Annotated in this window: 14 protein-coding genes, 1 tRNA gene and 1 pseudogene; 9 read left to right on the forward strand and 7 right to left on the reverse strand. The window is 66.5% G+C overall.

From position 1 onward, the window contains the following. Window positions 1-2 precede the first annotated feature (2 nt). Entirely contained in the window at window positions 3-488 is a 486-nt protein-coding gene (locus QA634_RS34065; RefSeq protein ID WP_150108782.1) for a hypothetical protein, read from the reverse strand. 80 nt (window positions 489-568) lie between these two features. Then, a complete protein-coding gene (locus QA634_RS34070) occupies window positions 569-919 on the reverse strand; it encodes a hypothetical protein (RefSeq protein ID WP_012336368.1) in 351 nt (116 codons plus the stop codon). A gap of 149 nt (window positions 920-1,068) precedes the next feature. Between QA634_RS34070 and QA634_RS34075 the strand changes: the two genes are divergently transcribed. From QA634_RS34075 to QA634_RS34100, 6 genes are all read left to right on the forward strand, one after another. After that, entirely contained in the window at window positions 1,069-2,013 is a 945-nt protein-coding gene (locus tag QA634_RS34075) for an ABC transporter substrate-binding protein (protein ID WP_265576485.1), read from the forward strand. A gap of 186 nt (window positions 2,014-2,199) precedes the next feature. Then, window positions 2,200-2,805, forward strand: coding sequence for a recombinase family protein (locus QA634_RS34080; protein WP_012336370.1), 606 nt, complete (start codon window positions 2,200-2,202; stop codon window positions 2,803-2,805). 485 nt (window positions 2,806-3,290) lie between these two features. Further along, a complete protein-coding gene (locus QA634_RS34085) occupies window positions 3,291-3,578 on the forward strand; it encodes a hypothetical protein (protein ID WP_012336371.1) in 288 nt (95 codons plus the stop codon). Between the two features lie 199 nt (window positions 3,579-3,777). Next, window positions 3,778-4,701, forward strand: a complete 924-nt coding sequence (locus QA634_RS34090) for a formylglycine-generating enzyme family protein (RefSeq protein WP_012336372.1) — start codon at window positions 3,778-3,780, stop codon at window positions 4,699-4,701. Beyond that, a complete protein-coding gene (locus QA634_RS34095; protein ID WP_012336373.1) occupies window positions 4,698-6,407 on the forward strand; it encodes an arylsulfatase in 1,710 nt (569 codons plus the stop codon). The genes QA634_RS34090 and QA634_RS34095 overlap by 4 nt, the downstream gene beginning before the upstream one ends. A 482-nt stretch (window positions 6,408-6,889) precedes the next feature. After that, window positions 6,890-7,771, forward strand: coding sequence for a SphA family protein (locus QA634_RS34100; protein ID WP_265576486.1), 882 nt, complete (start codon window positions 6,890-6,892; stop codon window positions 7,769-7,771). A 38-nt stretch (window positions 7,772-7,809) separates the two neighbouring features. Here the strand turns inward: QA634_RS34100 and QA634_RS34105 are convergent, their stop codons facing one another. Then, window positions 7,810-9,258 carry a DUF1254 domain-containing protein gene (locus QA634_RS34105; RefSeq protein ID WP_012336375.1) on the reverse strand — a complete coding sequence of 483 codons (1,449 nt, stop codon included), beginning with the start codon at window positions 9,256-9,258 and terminating at the stop codon, window positions 7,810-7,812. A gap of 2,185 nt (window positions 9,259-11,443) precedes the next feature. On the opposite strand from QA634_RS34105, the gene QA634_RS34115 reads away from it, so the two are divergent. Continuing rightward, a complete protein-coding gene (locus QA634_RS34115; RefSeq protein ID WP_012330183.1) occupies window positions 11,444-12,643 on the forward strand; it encodes an IS256-like element ISMtsp13 family transposase in 1,200 nt (399 codons plus the stop codon). A 389-nt stretch (window positions 12,644-13,032) separates the two neighbouring features. On the opposite strand, the pseudogene QA634_RS36035 reads toward QA634_RS34115, so the two are convergent. From QA634_RS36035 to QA634_RS34135, 4 genes and pseudogenes are all read right to left on the reverse strand, one after another. Then, window positions 13,033-13,257: pseudogene (locus QA634_RS36035) on the reverse strand (IS66 family transposase); the annotation flags it as partial. Next, a tRNA-Leu gene (locus QA634_RS34125) sits at window positions 13,228-13,314 on the reverse strand. The gene QA634_RS34125 and the pseudogene QA634_RS36035, both read right to left, overlap by 30 nt. 34 nt (window positions 13,315-13,348) lie before the next feature. Further along, the gene (locus QA634_RS34130; RefSeq protein ID WP_012336377.1) at window positions 13,349-14,569 is read right to left on the reverse strand and encodes an FAD-dependent oxidoreductase; all 1,221 of its coding nucleotides are present in this window, start codon (window positions 14,567-14,569) and stop codon (window positions 13,349-13,351) included. Continuing rightward, the gene (locus tag QA634_RS34135; protein WP_012336378.1) at window positions 14,556-14,813 is read right to left on the reverse strand and encodes a zinc-finger domain-containing protein; all 258 of its coding nucleotides are present in this window, start codon (window positions 14,811-14,813) and stop codon (window positions 14,556-14,558) included. Before QA634_RS34135 ends, QA634_RS34130 begins: the two co-directional genes overlap by 14 nt. 152 nt (window positions 14,814-14,965) lie before the next feature. Here QA634_RS34135 and QA634_RS34140 point away from each other — a divergent pair, with 152 nt between their 5' ends. Both QA634_RS34140 and map read left to right on the forward strand, forming a co-directional pair. Beyond that, window positions 14,966-15,265 carry a hypothetical protein gene (locus QA634_RS34140; RefSeq protein WP_012336379.1) on the forward strand — a complete coding sequence of 100 codons (300 nt, stop codon included), beginning with the start codon at window positions 14,966-14,968 and terminating at the stop codon, window positions 15,263-15,265. Between the two features lie 143 nt (window positions 15,266-15,408). Then, a complete protein-coding gene (gene map, locus QA634_RS34145; protein ID WP_012336380.1) occupies window positions 15,409-16,233 on the forward strand; it encodes a type I methionyl aminopeptidase in 825 nt (274 codons plus the stop codon). Window positions 16,234-16,240 lie beyond the last annotated feature (7 nt).

Below are 16,240 nucleotides of genomic sequence, written 5' to 3' on the forward strand. Positions count from 1 at the left end.
CCCTACTTCGTAGGCAGCTTCCAATTTGATCTATGGGGGACGATTACCATATTTCGTGCGTTTTCAGGGCTTTTAAGTGGATTGTAGTTAAATTCTGCAGTCCCTGAAATGCCAGTGTATTTGCCCGTTCCTCCAATAAAAGTGTGAATTCCATTTGGTCCTTTCGACTCGTACGTCGTGAAAATCTGATCGCCCTCTTTATCCATGTCGATGCAACTGCCGCGATTTAGGACTACCCCATCCACAACCTCGCGCATACCAAGACAGCGTGTGGCCATGTCATTGAACATTGGTCCGCCACTGTCGTTGCGCGTAACGCCGTTGCTCTCATATATCGAAACGGTACGCTCGCCGAGTTTTATAAGATTCGAGTACATATTCACATAATTCGTAGTATAACTATCATTCCCTTGCCTTGGAAGTTCGGCAGCAAGAGCGTTGCTTGCAAGTAGAAATCCAGCTAGAACACTGACGGTCCTGAGCACCATCTTAATCCTCCCCTGCAACCCTTCGCCTTTGCGGGTCTGTGTCAGAGTGAGGCTTTCCGTTAGTTTTGTCTATCGTGTGATCAGATGGCTGCAACAAATCCCGCTCGATAGCGCCATACCGCCTCGGCAGCGGGCCTGATCAGGTCATGCCCCAGCCGGTGCGCTCGCGCGGGCGAGCGTAGATCCCGACGACGTCGCGCATGACGCCGACCTCCTTCGACCCGCACGCAGCGCAGGGACAGGGCGATGTCCGGGAACGGCATCTCGGCGGGGAACTGGTCCGTGCTGATCGTCGCCTCGTAGCCGCAGCCGGTGGCGTTGCAGTGGACGAAGGCGGTGCGGTCGCCCTCGGCGCGGAGGTCCGCCAGCGTGGGCGGCGGGATCTCGCCGCCGTTCTCGTCGTACGCTCTGCGCGGGTTGCGGCGGCTCATAGGCGATCTTGGTATCATACGAGGTAGGTTTTCTCAGCATCATTGCATTCAACCTATGCGCTGAGCACTATACCTCTCACAATCGGCATTTACCGCGAATGGGGCACACAACCATGATAAAGCTAATCCTGATCCAGATTTTATTACTAATGATCAGCTCACGTATTGCTGTTGGTGAGGAGCGCTTCATAGAGAAAAGAATCTCAGTAATAACTAACTTTTCTGAAAAAGATGCGATAGCGAAAATTTTGTTAAAGAAGTTCTCGGATACATTGAACGGCGATGCGCCCAAAGATATGGTTATAAAATATGATTATTACTGGTCAGAGGGCAGTCCCGAAACTGCAAAGATTCACGCCAAGAAAATCGTTTCTAGCAAGCCTGACGTGATTTTTGCCGCAACCACACCCGTAGTACGCGCCCTGTTGCAGGAAACCAAAACCATACCTATTGTTTTTGCAACTGTAGCTGATCCAGTTGGCAGTGGGTTCGTAGAAAGTCTGGCCATTCCAGGGAAAAACGTGACAGGATTTGTAAATTCAGAGGGCACTATTGCTGGTAAATGGGTACAATTTCTTAAGGAATTAGTTCCGGAAATGTCGTGCGTATCGATGATTTATAATCCTAACACGGCACCATACTATAAGTACTACGTCGGACCCTTTAATGAAACATCAAAGTCTCTTAATGTTCTACCTATACTATCTCCCGTTCTCAGCGATCAAGAAATAGAAAATCTAATTTATTCACTTTCAGAAAATAAATGCGGATTGGTGTTGATGAATGATAGCTTTAATTTTGTTTATCGTCAGAAAATAAACACTATTTCTGAGAAATACGGCGTTCCGGTAGCAGCTTATAACAAAGCTACAACGCTAAACGAGGCACTCGTAGCTTACGGCCCTGAGGAATCAGATGCCTATAAAAATGCAGCCAAATACGTTAAGAAAATAATCGATGGAGCTCAAGTTAATAAACTTCCTGTCCAGCTCAATACAAAATTCTATTTATCTATTAATCTTCAGAAAGCTAAAAAACTCGGGATTAAAATTCCGGCCTCGTTCCTCTCTCGTGTTGATGACGAGGTTGAGTAAGTCCACGCGGCTCTTGAATGGTCAAGCTGATTGAGAGCGCCCAATCGGCCGGGTTGAGGCGCTCCCTGGCCCGGTCCGGGAAACGCTGGTTTGGCGGAACGGCCCGGAATGTCCGCCAATCAAGCTTGACAATGAGAAAGCGGACAGATTGATTGCCGGACGAGTTGGCGGAACACCGAGGCACCCGTGACCCTGATCGGCTACGCCCGCGTCTCCACCCAGGACCAGAAACCCGAGCTGCAGCTCGACGCGCTCGGGGCGGCCGGGTGCTCGCGGGTGTTCGAGGACCGCGGCGTCTCCGGCGCCAAGGCCGAGCGGCCCGGCCTCGCCCAGGCCCTCGCCTACCTGCGCGAGGGCGACACCCTGGTGATCTGGAAGCTCGACCGCCTGGGCCGCTCAATGAGCCACCTGCTCGAGACGGTGCAGCGGCTGGAGGCACAAGGGATCGGGCTGCGCTCGCTCACCGAGCAGATCGACACCACCACCCCGAACGGGCGGCTGATCTTCCACCTCTTCGGCGCGCTGGGGCAGTTCGAGCGCGACCTGATCCGGGAGAGAACCCGCGCGGGTCTGAGCGCGGCGGCCGCTCGCGGTCGGAAGGGCGGCCGCAAGCCGGTGGTGACGCCCGAGGTGCTGCGCAAGGCTCAGGCGCTGATCGGGCAGGGGCTGACGGTGCGCGAGGCGGGCGTGCGGCTGAAGGTGGGCAAGACGGCGCTGTACGAGGCCCTTGCCACGACCGCATCATCGTCCGCGTCCGCGACCACGCATCTCTCTGCCCAGCAGATAACCTGACAGGTTTGTCTGACATCCTCAGCTGCACGGGCTGCTCGCGTCAGGCGCATCAGCTGAAGCGCTTTCCGACCTTGTCAGGAAAACGGTCGTTTTCCATACAGATCGGCTTGCAACTACCGCCCGTAACGTCTCACCGCAGCCACTGCCCATGAGTGAGAGTAGTCGCGAAAACCCCGCTCTCTTGGAAGGAGGAGGTTCTCCACGGGAGAGCGACCGAGCGTAGGCTCACCGAGGTCCGTACAGCCATCTAGGCGACTGAGAACCTTCAGAGACGGTGAGCGGAAAACACCCGGGATCACGTTCGGCTGCAGCGCATGCGTGTTGTCTTGTCTCATTGGATCAAGCGCTGCCCCGCAGCGGAATTACTGTCCTGTCGCTGAGGTGCCATTGGATTGCCGTGCCGGGCTGACGACCAGACCAAGGCAGCTTGGATTAGGCGCAGTTGAGTCCCGATGCGCTCGGCTAACGCATTAGGAGCCAACCCCATGTTCCGCTCAGCAGGCCTGGTATTCATCGTCCTGACCACCTCGGCCGCCTTGGGCGGTGAGTTTCCGCGCTATGACATCGAGGCGACCTGCCGCGCGGCGCCTGCCCTCGCAGGAGGAACTGGCAACGTCGACCGGAACTGCCTCAGGGACGAAGCACAGGCACGGACGCAAGTCGAGCAGCAATGGGCCGGCTTCCAGACACGACGCCGCGACAACTGCGTCCAGGAGACAAGCATCGGGGGGCCGCCGAGCTACGTCGCCCTGCTCACGTGCTTGCAGATGTAGGCCGACGACAATGCCTAGGCCATCGCGAACTCCTCCGCGCCGAGGCGCAGCCCAGCGCCCGGTCAGGAGCGCGCTTGCTGCACCATCGCGCGTCAACGACACCGGAAGTGTCGATGCCCTGAACCGAGGCGAGACGCGCAGGTCGACCACCCTCGCCGACGAGACCAGCCCCGCGACGCAATCTGAGGCTCGCCCGGGCATGCGCTGGATCCCCGGCGGGACCTTCCGCATGGGGTCGGACCGGCACTACCCCGAGGAGGCGCCTGCTCATCGCGTGGCGGTCAGGAGCTTCTGGATGGACGAGACACCGGTGACCAACCGGCAGTTCCGCGAGTTCGTGCGCGCGACCGGCCACGTCACCTTCGCCGAGAGGCGGCCCGACCCGAAGGACTACCCGGGCGCCCTCCCCAATCTGCTGTACGCCGGCTCTATCGTCTTCACGCCGCCAGACCACCCCGTCGACCTGCGGCTGTGGGGCGTGTGGTGGACCCTGCTCGAGGGAGCCGATTGGCGCCACCCCTACGGCCCGAGGAGCACCCTGCACGGCCTCGACAACCATCCCGTCGTGCACGTGACCTACGCCGACGCGCTCGCCTACGCGCGGTGGGCCGGCAAGGACCTGCCCACGGAAGCCGAGTGGGAGTTCGCCGCCCGCGGCGGGCTCGAAGGGGCCGAGTTCGCCTGGGGCGACGCCTTCACTCCGGCCGGGCGGCACATGGCCAACACCTGGCAGGGCCAGTTCCCCTGGCAGAACCTCGCGCAGGACGGCTTCGCACGCACCTCGCCCGCCAAGGCCTTCCCGCCGAACGGCTACGGCCTGCACGACATGATCGGCAACGTCTGGGAGTGGACGAGCGACTACTTCGCGGACCGGCACCCGGCCGACGCACCGAAGGCCTGCTGCATCCCCCGGGACCCGCGCGGCGGCACGGAGGAGCGCAGCTACGACCCGCGCCTGCCCGAGATCCGGATCGCCCGCCGGGTCCTGAAGGGCGGATCGCACCTGTGCGCGCCCAACTTCTGCAGCCGCTACCGACCGGCGGCACGTCTGCCCCAGCCGGTCGACACCTCGACGAGCCACGTCGGCTTCCGCTGCGTCGTCAGGGAAAGGAGCGTCTCATGACCCATGATCGTGCATTCACCCCGGGTCCGTCGGGCCGGAGCCGCCCGCGCTCCACGAGGGCGGCGCTGATCGGGGCGACGGCCCTGGTCGCGGCGACGCCGGCCGTGCCGAGCTTCGCCCAGGCGCCGCAGCAGCAGAAGCCCAACATCCTCTTCATCGTCTCCGACGACACCGGCTACGGCGACCTCGGGCCCTACGGCGGCGGGGAGGGACGGGGCATGCCCACGCCCAACATCGACCGCCTCGCCGAGGACGGGATGACCTTCTTCTCGTTCTACGCCCAGCCCAGCTGCACCCCGGGCCGGGCCGCGATGCAGACGGGGCGGATCCCGAACCGCAGCGGGATGACGACGGTAGCGTTCCAGGGCCAGGGCGGCGGCTTGCCGGCCGCCGAGTGGACGTTGGGCTCGGTGCTGAAGCAGGGCGGCTACAAGACCTACTTCACGGGGAAATGGCACCTCGGCGAGGCCGACTACGCGCTGCCCAACGCCCAGGGCTACGACGTCATGCAGTATTGCGGCCTCTATCACCTCAACGCCTACACCTACGCCGACCCGACCTGGTTCCCCGACATGGACCCCGAGCTCAGGGCCATGTTCCAGAGGGTCACCAGGGGAGCCCTGTCCGGCAAGGCTGGCGAGAAGGCCGTCGAGGATTTCAAAGTCAACGGTCAGTACGTGAACACCCCCGTCGTCGACGGCAAGGCCGGCGTGGTCGGCATCCCATTCTTCGACAGCTACGTCGAGAAAGCCGCGCTCGGCTTCCTCGACGACGCCGCGAAGGCGGGCAGCCCTTTCTACATCAACGTCAACTTCATGAAGGTGCACCAACCGAACATGCCGGCCCCCGAGTTCGAGCACAAATCGCTCTCCAAGAGTAAGTACGCCGACTCGGTCGTCGAGCTCGATGCCCGGATCGGGCGGATCATGGACAAGCTGCGCTCGCTCGGGCTCGATAAGAACACGCTCGTCTTCTACACGACTGACAACGGCGCGTGGCAGGACGTCTACCCCGACGCGGGCTACACCCCCTTCCGGGGCACGAAGGGCACCGTGCGCGAAGGCGGCAACAGGGTGCCGGCAATGGCGGTCTGGCCGGGCAAGATCAAGCCCGGCACGAAGAACCACGACATCGTTGGGGGCCTCGACTTGATGGCCACCTTCGCCTCGGTCGCGGGCCTCACGCTGCCGGACAAAGACCGCGACGGCCAGCCGATGATCTTCGACAGCTACGACATGTCGCCGGTGCTACTCGGGACGGGTAAGTCCGCGCGTAAATCGTGGTTCTACTTCACCGAGGACGAGCTGAGCCCGGGCGCGGTCCGCGTCGGCAACTACAAGGCGGTGTTCAACCTGCGCGGCGACGACGGCGCCGCCACTGGCGCCCTCGCGGTCGACACCAATCTGGGCTGGAAGGGATCCAGCAAGTACGTCGCGACGGTTCCGCAGATTTTCGATCTCTGGCAGGACCCGCAGGAGCGCTACGACGTCTTCATGAACAACTACACCGAGCGGACGTGGACGCTCGTGACAATGAGCGCGGCAGTGAAGAACTTGATGAAGACGTACGTGCAGTACCCACCGCGTAAGCTGCAGAGCGAGGTCTACACAGGTCCTATCACGATCTCGCAGTACGAGCGGCTGCAATCCGTCCGTGACGCGCTCGCGAAGGAGGGGATCACCCTTCCGATGCCCACGGGCCAGTAGCGGCAGCCGTGAGGCTTAAGGCGGACGCCTCTCCAAAGGCGCCCGCCCCGGATGACGTGCGCCGCGCGAGCGGGCCCTGGATGGCGCCTTCACGGCCGCGCGCTACCAAGTGTGGTGCGCCCTCGACGACATATGCCCGCTTGGGTATGCCCATACGGATCTGACAGCCTCTCGGCCATGCGAATTGGAGCGGCGTATGGGATCAGTGCAGTCCGTGCGCCGTACTGGTGTACCTCGGCCACAACCCCGGCGAACAAGCCGACGTAGTGGCTAAATCGAACATACAGCCTTGACGACCTACACGGCTCATGAAAGCTTGACCGCATCTCGGTTAGTTGGAAGACGTGTTCATGTCGCGAGCTCGGCAAGCGCTGCTGACGACACTCCTGTGCGCGGCCGGGCTGCAACCTGCGTCAGACGCACAGGCCGCCGAGTCGGCCCAAGGCGTGTATCTGCTCGGGTTTCGCGGCCCCCTTGCGGGTGTGACGCCTCCGCCGGGCTTCTACTTCGAGAACGACGCCTTCTTCTACCAGGGGGACCTGGCGGCGGGCCGCGTCTTCCAGAGCGGCGGTGTGGTCGCGTCCCAGGTCAAGCTCGATACTTACCTTGGCGTGGCGAATCCGATCTGGGTCACGCCGGTGGAACTGTTCGGCGGCTCACTCGGCTTCCAGGTGCTGATCCCATACGGCACCCCGGCCGTGAACGCCGGAGCCGTCCTGTTCTCGCCGCGCATCGACCGCATCATTGCCGGCCGCGAGAGTGACGCCGTCTTCAACCTCGGCGACATCTACGCCTCGTCCTTCATCGGGTGGCACTCGGGCAACTTCCACTGGAACCTGACCCTCACGGGGGTCATCCCGTCCGGCACCTACCAGACCGGCCAGCTGTCCAACATCTCGCTGAACCGCCCGGCGCTCGACCTCTCCGGAGCCATGACCTACCTCGACCCGGTCCTCGGCTACGAGCTCTCGGTGGTCCCAGGCTTCACCTTCAACTGGATCAACCCGGCCACCCAGTACCTGACCGGCACCGAGTTCCACGTCGAGTGGTCGGCCTCGAAGTACCTGACCAAGGAACTGACCGTCGGGCTCGTCGGCTACTTCTACGATCAGCTCACTGGCGACAGCGGCCGCGGCGACCGGGTCGGACCCTTCAAGGGGCGGGTGACCGCGCTCGGCGGCTCGATCGGCTACACGTTCAAGCTCGGAGAGATCCCGGTCTCGACGAGCGTGCGGGTGCTGCGCGAGTTCGACACGCGCAACCGCTTCGAGGGCACCGCGACTTGGCTGACCGTCGCGGCACCGCTCTGGGTTGCGCCGCCCAGGCCCGCGCCAGAGCCCAAGGCGGTCGTCGCCAAATACTGAGACCCGTCGGCGGACCCGGCCGTTTCAGGCCGGGCGGCTCAGAGCGACGCGCCCGTGCTGCGCGTGACGGGCGGCGGGGCCCAGGAGCCGTTCAGCACCGCGTGCTTCGGCCAGTAGGTTCGCATCATCAGCACGAACGGTCCTTTCGGCGCCGGCAGCCAGTTCGACTCGTGCTGGGATCCGGGGCTCTCGTTCTGGATGAACAGGTCGACCGAGCCGTCCGCGTTGGCCTTGAGGTCGTTGCGCGGGCTGACGGTGTAGCGGTTGATCGAGTTCTCGACGAAGAAGTAGTCCGCGTCGTACATTGTCAGCGACCAGAACCCGTCGACCGGCGGCAATTCGCCGGCCGGGAAGCGCATCACGTATTTCGAGGCGCCATCCAGCCGCCGGCCTGCAGCATCGACTGTCGTCAGCGGGTAGACCGCGTCCTGCGGCAGGTTGCAGCCGAGCCCGACCGCCGTCACTAACGCGCGCTGCAGGTAGTCCTTGCCATAGTCGCCGCCGTTGGTCGTGAAGGTCCAACCGTTGACGTGCTGGCCCGTCGTCTTCAGGTGCCCCATGATGCGAGGGATGGCTTCCTTTGGCGCCCTCTCAATCGCTTCTCGGACGGCAGACGACTGGCTTGCCGGATCAAAGGGCCGACCAGGCACAATGCCGAGCGAGGCCATCTTGGCGACCGGAACCCCGTCCGCGAGCGCCGGCGGGTTGTCCTCCATCAGGGCAGCCAGTAGGTTGAAGTAGGTCGCCGCGTCCATGCGGTTGACCTGCTCGCGCACAGCCGTCTTGGTGTCGACGCTCGGATCAACCCGGCCGGCAGGAGGCGTGTAGGGCTTCCCGATCATGTTCGCGGGAACGAGCTTGTACTGATCCTGCAGCGCGTGCACGGCCTTGTAGTCCTCCGGCGTGCCCGTGCAGTAGGTCCGACCGAGGATCCAGATCAGGCTGGTGGGGGCCAGGATGAGCTTGGCGCCGGACGGTACGTCGCCGCTCCAGCTGGGTCCGGCAATGAAGTAGGTCTGCGGGCCGGTGCCCGTCGTGCGCTTGCCCGGCACCGCGAAGACGTTCGTCCAGGCGCTCAGCATCGGCATGAGGAAGTAGCGCCCGTCCTCGTCCGGAATGCTGAGGAGGTAAGGCTCCTTTCCGACATCAACGAAGGCACTGGAGTAGAGCGTGTCCGCGTTGGGAGCGGTGACGGCCCGAAACTTGGCATCTGGGTACTCCCGCAGGTTGGCGAACTGGCCCATGGGGGCGTTCTTGCCTTCGGGCGCAGCCACGTTGGTCAGGACACGCCGAGTCATTTCCATGGTGACGAGCGGGTAGCCGTAGATGTAGGCGTCCGTCGCCAGCTCGAGCGGGTCCGCCGCGGCGGACTTGCCGATGAGGAGAGCGTCCTGAGCCGAAGTCTGCGCCCAGGCGCGCGGCAGGGCCGGTCCGGCGAACGGCGCTATGGCGGCCCCGGCAGTGAAGATCCGTCTGGTGACAGGCATGGTCGCTTCCTCGTGAAAGACCTGGGTGGATCCGGGCTGGTTCAGGAAGATCACCGATCCGTCGCGCCCGCCGACGGGCTGCCGCGCGCCGGTCGCGTCGCCTCACAGACGATCGATCACCGTGTTCGCTCGCGTGATGTCGAACCGCGTCATCGCGATCTCCTGCATGACGTCGGGAAGCGGCTCACACCCAAGATCGCAGGCGCACGCGACTACCCCTCCCCATGCCGCAGAAGGGGATTGTGGTTGGTCTGGCATGCTGCGGTATGCGCAGCTTGATCCGAGGGGACTCAGTCCACGCACCTCGACAACGAGCAGCGGCCCGGCGCAAGAGCCGCACGGTCCAGATGATCAAGATCCAGGACGCTATCAGCTACGCGCGGAGAGCCGCGCGCTTGTCCAGAAGCGGGGAACGCAGACGAGGACGCGTGCCGGAGGTCTACTCCCCACCGAAACGCACCCTGCTGCAGGCTTCTCCCGAGAGCCGGAGGCTCTGGTTCCATACGCCGCGCTTACGCGAACGGGCTGCCTGCGTGTGCGAAGGGCGGTACAGCCCTAACCCAGCCGCTCGCAACCTGGGAACGTGCTGGTCTGCCTGCATGGCGATCAATCAGGCTGGAGCATACACGGTCGGGATGCTTGAGGATGTTCGTCTATTGGCCATGCATGAAATGCAGGCATGCTGTCCAGAATTCACACTTTCATGTTGTTGCAATGCAGCATAAACAACATCCGTGAGGCCGCGATGGCGTCGTGGCCTCGCAGCCCTCCATGGGCGTTTCCTCCCTAGACTTCAGGCCGCCCTATGTGGGCGGCCTCTTTTCTAGAACACCAAAGCACAATTACCGTCTGGCTTCAAATGGCAGCGCTACCAGTCAGTTCTGCCTATCAGGCCGTTACGTTCAAGGGTCGTGGCCAAGGCTCCTCCCTGGGCGGCCGGATCCTCTTGCACGTCTGCCCCCTCTGCTCACAGCGCAATGCGCCGGTAGCGGAGCAGAACGGTCAGTGTGCTTGGTGCGCCTACATCCCGGATCCGGCCGACGTCGAGCTGGTCCCGCCAAGTTCACCGGCTTCTCGGTGACCTCATAAAGTCGCCTCTGCCCCAGCCGCTCCAGAGCCAACCGATGTCGCCATCTGCACACTGCCAACCCGTGTTGCTGAACACCGCCAGCCCCGATCACCAGGGTTGCCTCCTCTTCGTGGACGAGCGGCTGGTCGCGGTGGTGACCCGCCTCAAGGAGGGTGAAGGCAGGCAGCCTGAGCACCGGGGTCGCTGGTTTCTGGAGGCCGGCTTCGGCCCGTGCCAACGCGGGGCCGACGCTCCGTGCTTTGCATCGTGTGACGAGGCCCTGAGCTGGGCGCGTCAGCAGGTGGAGCAGCGCGTCCGCAAGGCGCTACTCCAGTAGGGCGCTGGGACGAGCCGGGGTCCGTCCGGCGTTCCTGGCCCATAATCGCCACGGTTCCGTCCGGACCTTGCTTTTGGGCGAGTTAGGCGAACGGCCTTAGGCGACGCGACGTTGGCCCCTGGCGGGGCGAATGGCTGTAGCTGGTAGATGTTCCCCCACGGGCCGCGGGCAGGTGCTGGGCCGCCATCCACTTATCACGTGGGCGGGCAGAACGCGCCGCGACGGATCAGGGCTCTGAGACGACGAGGCCCGCCCGGTAGGCCGCCGGGCGGGCTTTGACGCGAGACGGATGGCGGGTTGCCACTGGGTTAACGGTGGCCCGAAATGGTTAACGACCGATCGCATAGCACCCTGGCCCGGGTGGCCCTTCACGTTCGGCTAAGCGGACGCTCGCGGCCCGTTGCATGACGGCCACGCATGAGCTTCCGGCCCTGCCGCGCCCCGCTTCCGCGAATCCTGACCCGCACCTCTAGGTGGCGCTGACGGCCCTGCGACCCTGCCCCCCGGCAGCCCGACCCGGGTTCTGCTGCCCTGGATTTACAGGTCTATCCCTATCAGTAAGCGTGTCCTGCACAGATCTGCACCCACCCCCCACGAGCGAGGCGGCAGACCTGCGGGGGTCGTGTCCCTGGTGGTGGTGTAGCTCGACGGGAGCGAGAGAGCCCGCCTGCGCGCCCTCCACAGCGCCGAAGCAGGCGGGATCTCTCGCGGGGTGGTCATCGGCGGTTGCCGGGTAGGGTCGGGGTGCGAGCACCAACCTCGAACCCGAGAGACCTCCGATGACCGACGAGATGATGAGCCTGCGCGGGCTGCTGGAGAAGAGCGCCGACGCCGACCTGCTGCGCGAGATGATCGGCTTTGCGGCCGAGCGGCTGATGGAACTGGAGGTGGGCGGCCTGACCGGGGCGGCCCACGGCGAGAAGAGCGCCGAGCGGCTGGTCCAGCGCAACGGCTATCGTGACCGGGATTGGCAGACGCGGGCCGGCACGGTCGAGCTGCGCATCCCCAAGCTGCGCAAGGGCTCGTACTTCCCGGCTTTCCTGGAGCCGCGCCGGATGGCCGAGAAGGCACTCACGGCGGTGATCCAGGAGGCCTACATCCAGGGCATCTCGACCCGCTCGGTGGATGACCTCGTCCAAGCCATGGGCGGCACGGGCGTGTCCAAGAGCCAGGTCAGCCGGCTCTGCCAGGAGATCGACGAGCGCGTGGGCGCGTTCCTCGACCGGCCGCTCGAGGGCGAGTGGTCCTATCTCTGGATCGATGCGACCTCCGTGAAGGTGCGCCAAGCCGGGCGCATCGTCTCCGTCGCCGTGATCGTGGCGGTCGGTGTGAACAGCGACGGCCGCAGGGAAGCGCTCGGCATGGACATTGGCCCCTCCGAGGCTGAGACGTTCTGGACCGGGTTCCTGCGCAAGCTGGCGCGCCGCGGCCTGCGCGGTGTGAAGCTGGTGATTTCGGACGCCCACACGGGCCTCAAGGCGTCGGTCGCCAAGGTGATGAACGCGACTTGGCAGCGGTGCCGCGTCCACTTCATGAGGACCGTGCTCGCCCACGCTGGCCGCAGCGGGCGGCGCGTCGTGTCCGCCTTCATCGCCACCGCCTTCGCCCAGGACGACGCGGAGGCCGCCCGTCAGCAATGGCGACGCGTGGCCGACCAACTCCGACCCAAGGTGCCCAAGCTCGCAGCCCTGATGCATGAGGCGGAACCCGACGTGCTGGCCTACATGGGCTTCCCGGCCGCCCACCGGGTCAAGCTTCACAGCACGAACCCGCTGGAGCGCCTCAACGGCGAGATCAAGCGGCGCACCGAGGTGGTCGGCATCTTCCCCAATGAGGCGGCCATCACCCGCTTGGTCGGCGCGCTCCTGCTCGAACAGAACGACGAGTGGGCCGTCCAGCGCGCCCGCTACCTGACCCTGGAAAGCATCGCCCCGATCAGCGATGATCCTCTTGTCAGCCTGCCCACCCTGGCAGCCTGATCGTCCCGGCCCCGCCCGGTGACTGTGGTGGCCACGCCGCAGCTACACCACGCCTGGGGACACGACCCCTGCGGGCGCCCTGGTTGAGGGGCCATCGGGGCGTCGGGGCAGGTGTCTGCCGGCCCTCGGCGAGGCGCAGCCAGGAGCACCACTCCTCGGACACGAGGCGCACCACGTTCGTGTCATTCCGCCAGCCGGTGATGGCGCGCCCCTAGACGGTCACCAAGCCGAGGTGGGCAGCCTCGCGCAGGGCGTTCCTCACCAGGGTCTCGCACGCCCCCGCGAGCGCCGCGATGTGGCCCACGGCCAAGCGGCAGTCCCCACGCCGGCAGCACACCGTGGAAGCGGGCGAGGTGCGCAATGGGCCGCCTGGCCGTGCGATCGGCCGCGTAGACGTAGGCCACCCCGGGCGGGTCGAGCCCGCCCCAGGGCCGGTCGACAAGGGTATGCGCCCAAAGCTGGCCCGTCTTCGTGCGACCGCGTCTGGGATCGAGCACCGGCGCGGTGGTCTTGTCCGCGAACAGCTTGCCCGAGGCCCTCAGCTGCTCCAGCAGCCGCGCGTGCACCGGGCGGAGCAGGAGTGCTGGTGCGGACGGCGGGACTCGAACCCGCACGGCCTTGCGGCCGCAAGATTTTAAGTCTCGTGCGTCTACCGATTCCGCCACGTCCGCGCCCGCCCCGGTTACCCCGGCGCCGGGGCGCAGATCAAGCGCCGGTCGGCTCGGCCGGCCTCCAGCCGTACAGCCAGGCGTAGCGCTCGGTCATGCGGGCGGGGCCGAGCCGGGCCATCACGGCGTCGCGCGCCGCCGCCACCAGCCCGCCCGCGTGGTAGACGCGCCCGTTGCGGCGCGCCTGATGCTGAACCTGGCGCGCCCGCGGGCGGCGCGCGGCCGCGTAGGCCGCGAGGGCCTGCGGCACCGGGGCGCCCGCCAAGCAGGCGGCGAGCACGGCCGCGTCCTCGATCGCCAGCGCCGCCCCCTGGGCCAGGAAGGGCAGCACCGGATGGGCCGCGTCGCCGAGGAGCGCGAGCCGCCCGCGGGCCATCGGCCGGGCCGCCGGCCGGTCCGCCAGGGTCCAGACCAGCCAGTCCCGCGGCTGCGCCAGCAGCTCGGCGAGCGGGGCCGCGGCGTCCGCGAACCCCGCGCGCAGCCGGGCCGGATCGCCCGGCGCGCTCCAATCCGCCTCGTCGCGCCGGTCCGGCAGGACCGCCACGACGTTGATCCGCTCGCCGCCGGCGATCGGGTAATGCACCACGTGCCGGCCGCGGCCGAGCCAGAGGCCGGTCTCGTCCCCCTGCAGGGCGCCCGGCGCTTGGCCGCGCGGCAGCGTCGCGCGCCAGGCCGCCGCCCCGACCGGCCGCAGCGCGCCGCCGTCGAGGCGCGCCCGCAGGGCCGAGCGGATCCCGTCCGCCGCGACGACGAGGTCGGCCTCGAGGGTCTCGGCCCGGCCGCCCGCGCTCTCCACCGTCAGGCTCGCGCCCGAGGCCGTCTCGCGGAACCCCGTCGCGGCGCGCCCGACGAGGAGCCGGATGCCGGGCCGGCCGCGCACCGCGTCGAGCAGGATCGTCTGCAGGTCCGCCCGGTGGATCACCAGGTAGGGCGCCCCGAAGCGCTCGCGCATTGCCGCGCCGAGCGCGACCTCGCCGATCGTCCGCCCGCTCGCCAGGCCGCGGATCCGCACCCGGGCGGGCTCGCCCGCCACCCGGCGCAGGGCCGGCCCGAGGCCGAGATCGGTCAGGAGCCGGCTCGCATTGGGCGAGAGCTGCAGCCCCGCCCCGACCTCGCTGAAGGCGGTGCGGCGCTCGACGAGGGTGACCGTGTGGCCGCGCGCCGCGAGCGCCAGGGCGGCGGTCAGCCCGCCGATCCCCGCCCCGGCGATCGCGATCCGGAGGCCCGGCCCGTCCGGGAGCGGCTTATTCGGCGGCAAGGCGGGCGCGATCGTCCCAGACCGCCGAGGCCGGGTCGGCCGTGCCCGGCTTCAGGTCGCCGCGGTAGCGGTACAGCGTCGAGCAGTACTGGCAGATGATCTCGCTCTCCGCCCCCATGTCGAGGAACACGTGCGGGTGGTCGAAGGGCGGCAGCGCCCCGATGCACATGAACTCCTTCGAACCGACGTGGATGACGCGGGCGCCGTCCTGGTTGTGGAAGTGGGGTACGGCCTTGTCTGCCATCGCGGGGATCCTGCCTGGAGCTTGGCTCTCGGCGTCCCTCTAGCCCCTCCCGCCCGGGGCGCCTAGGGGGCGGCGCGTCGCCGGTCCTGCTTTCGACACGATCCCCTGCGACGGCTCCGCCATCGACAGGCGCGAGGACGAGGGGGACCCGCATGAGGCGCTGGATCATCGCGGGGGCCGCCGCGGCCGCGCTCCTGGTGCCGCGGCCGGGCCTCGCCCAGAGCAGCACGGCGATCGGGGCCGGCGCCGGGGTCGTGGCCGGGGCCGTCGTGGCCGGGCCGATCGGCGCCGTGGTCGGCGGGCTGGTGGGCGCCGCCTGGGGCGAGACCGCCAAGCCCCGCCGGCACCTGCGCCGCCGCGCCGCGCGGGTGCGGACGGCGCGGCCCGCGCGGGCCGCCCCGCCGGCCCGGGTCGCCCGGGCCGCGCCGGCGCCCTGGGTCGATCCCCGCTGAGCGCGGGCCCGCGGCGCGGGGCGCCGCGCGCGGGGGAGACATGCGGCGGTGCGCGCCGCGGCGCGCTTGGCTTCCGTGCCGGAAGAGCCTACATCCACCGCACGCCCGCAGCCCGCGCACCCCGTCAAGCCGGATCCGGTTCCATGAGTCGTGACGAGCAGAGGACGGCCGAGACCGGCCGCCGCCAGGAGCCGCCGATCCACGGGGCGGAGGCCTTCGAGGCAATGCGCAAGGCCGGCCGGCTCACCGCCGAGGCCCTCGACCTGCTCATGGAGGCGGTGGCGCCCGGCGTCACCACCGAGGCCCTCGACCAACTCGCCTACACCTTCGCGATGGACCACGGCGCCTATCCGGCCTCGCTGTTCTACCGCGGCTACCCGAAATCGATCTGCACCTCGATCAACCACGTCGTCTGCCACGGCATCCCGAACGACAAGCCCCTGCGCGAGGGCGACATCGTCAACCTCGACATCTGCCTGATCGTCGACGGCTGGCACGGCGATTCCAGCCGCATGGCCTATGTGGGCGAGGTGCCGCGGCGGGCCGCGCGCCTGTGCGAGATCACCCACGAGGCGATGATGCGCGGCATCGCGGCGATCAAGCCCGGCGCCACCACCAACGACATCGGCGCGGCGATCCAGGCCTACGCGGAGGCCGAGCGCTGCTCGGTGGTGCGCGACTTCTGCGGCCACGGCCTCGGGCGCAGCTACCACGACGCGCCGACCATCCTGCACTACGTCGAGCCGAGCTACAGCGTGGTGCTGCGCCCCGGCCAGTTCTTCACCGTCGAGCCGATGATCAATCTCGGCCGGCCCCACGTGAAGGTGCTCTCCGACGGCTGGACCGCCGTCACCCGCGACCGCTCGCTCTCGGCCCAGTTCGAGCACACGGTGGCGGTGACGGAGACGGGGGTCGAGATCTTCACCCTGTCGCCCAAGGGCCTCGACCTGCCGCGCCCGCCCGCCTGAGCGGGGC

It is taken from the genome of Methylobacterium sp. CB376, assembly GCF_029714205.1.
Taxonomy (GTDB): domain Bacteria; phylum Pseudomonadota; class Alphaproteobacteria; order Rhizobiales; family Beijerinckiaceae; genus Methylobacterium.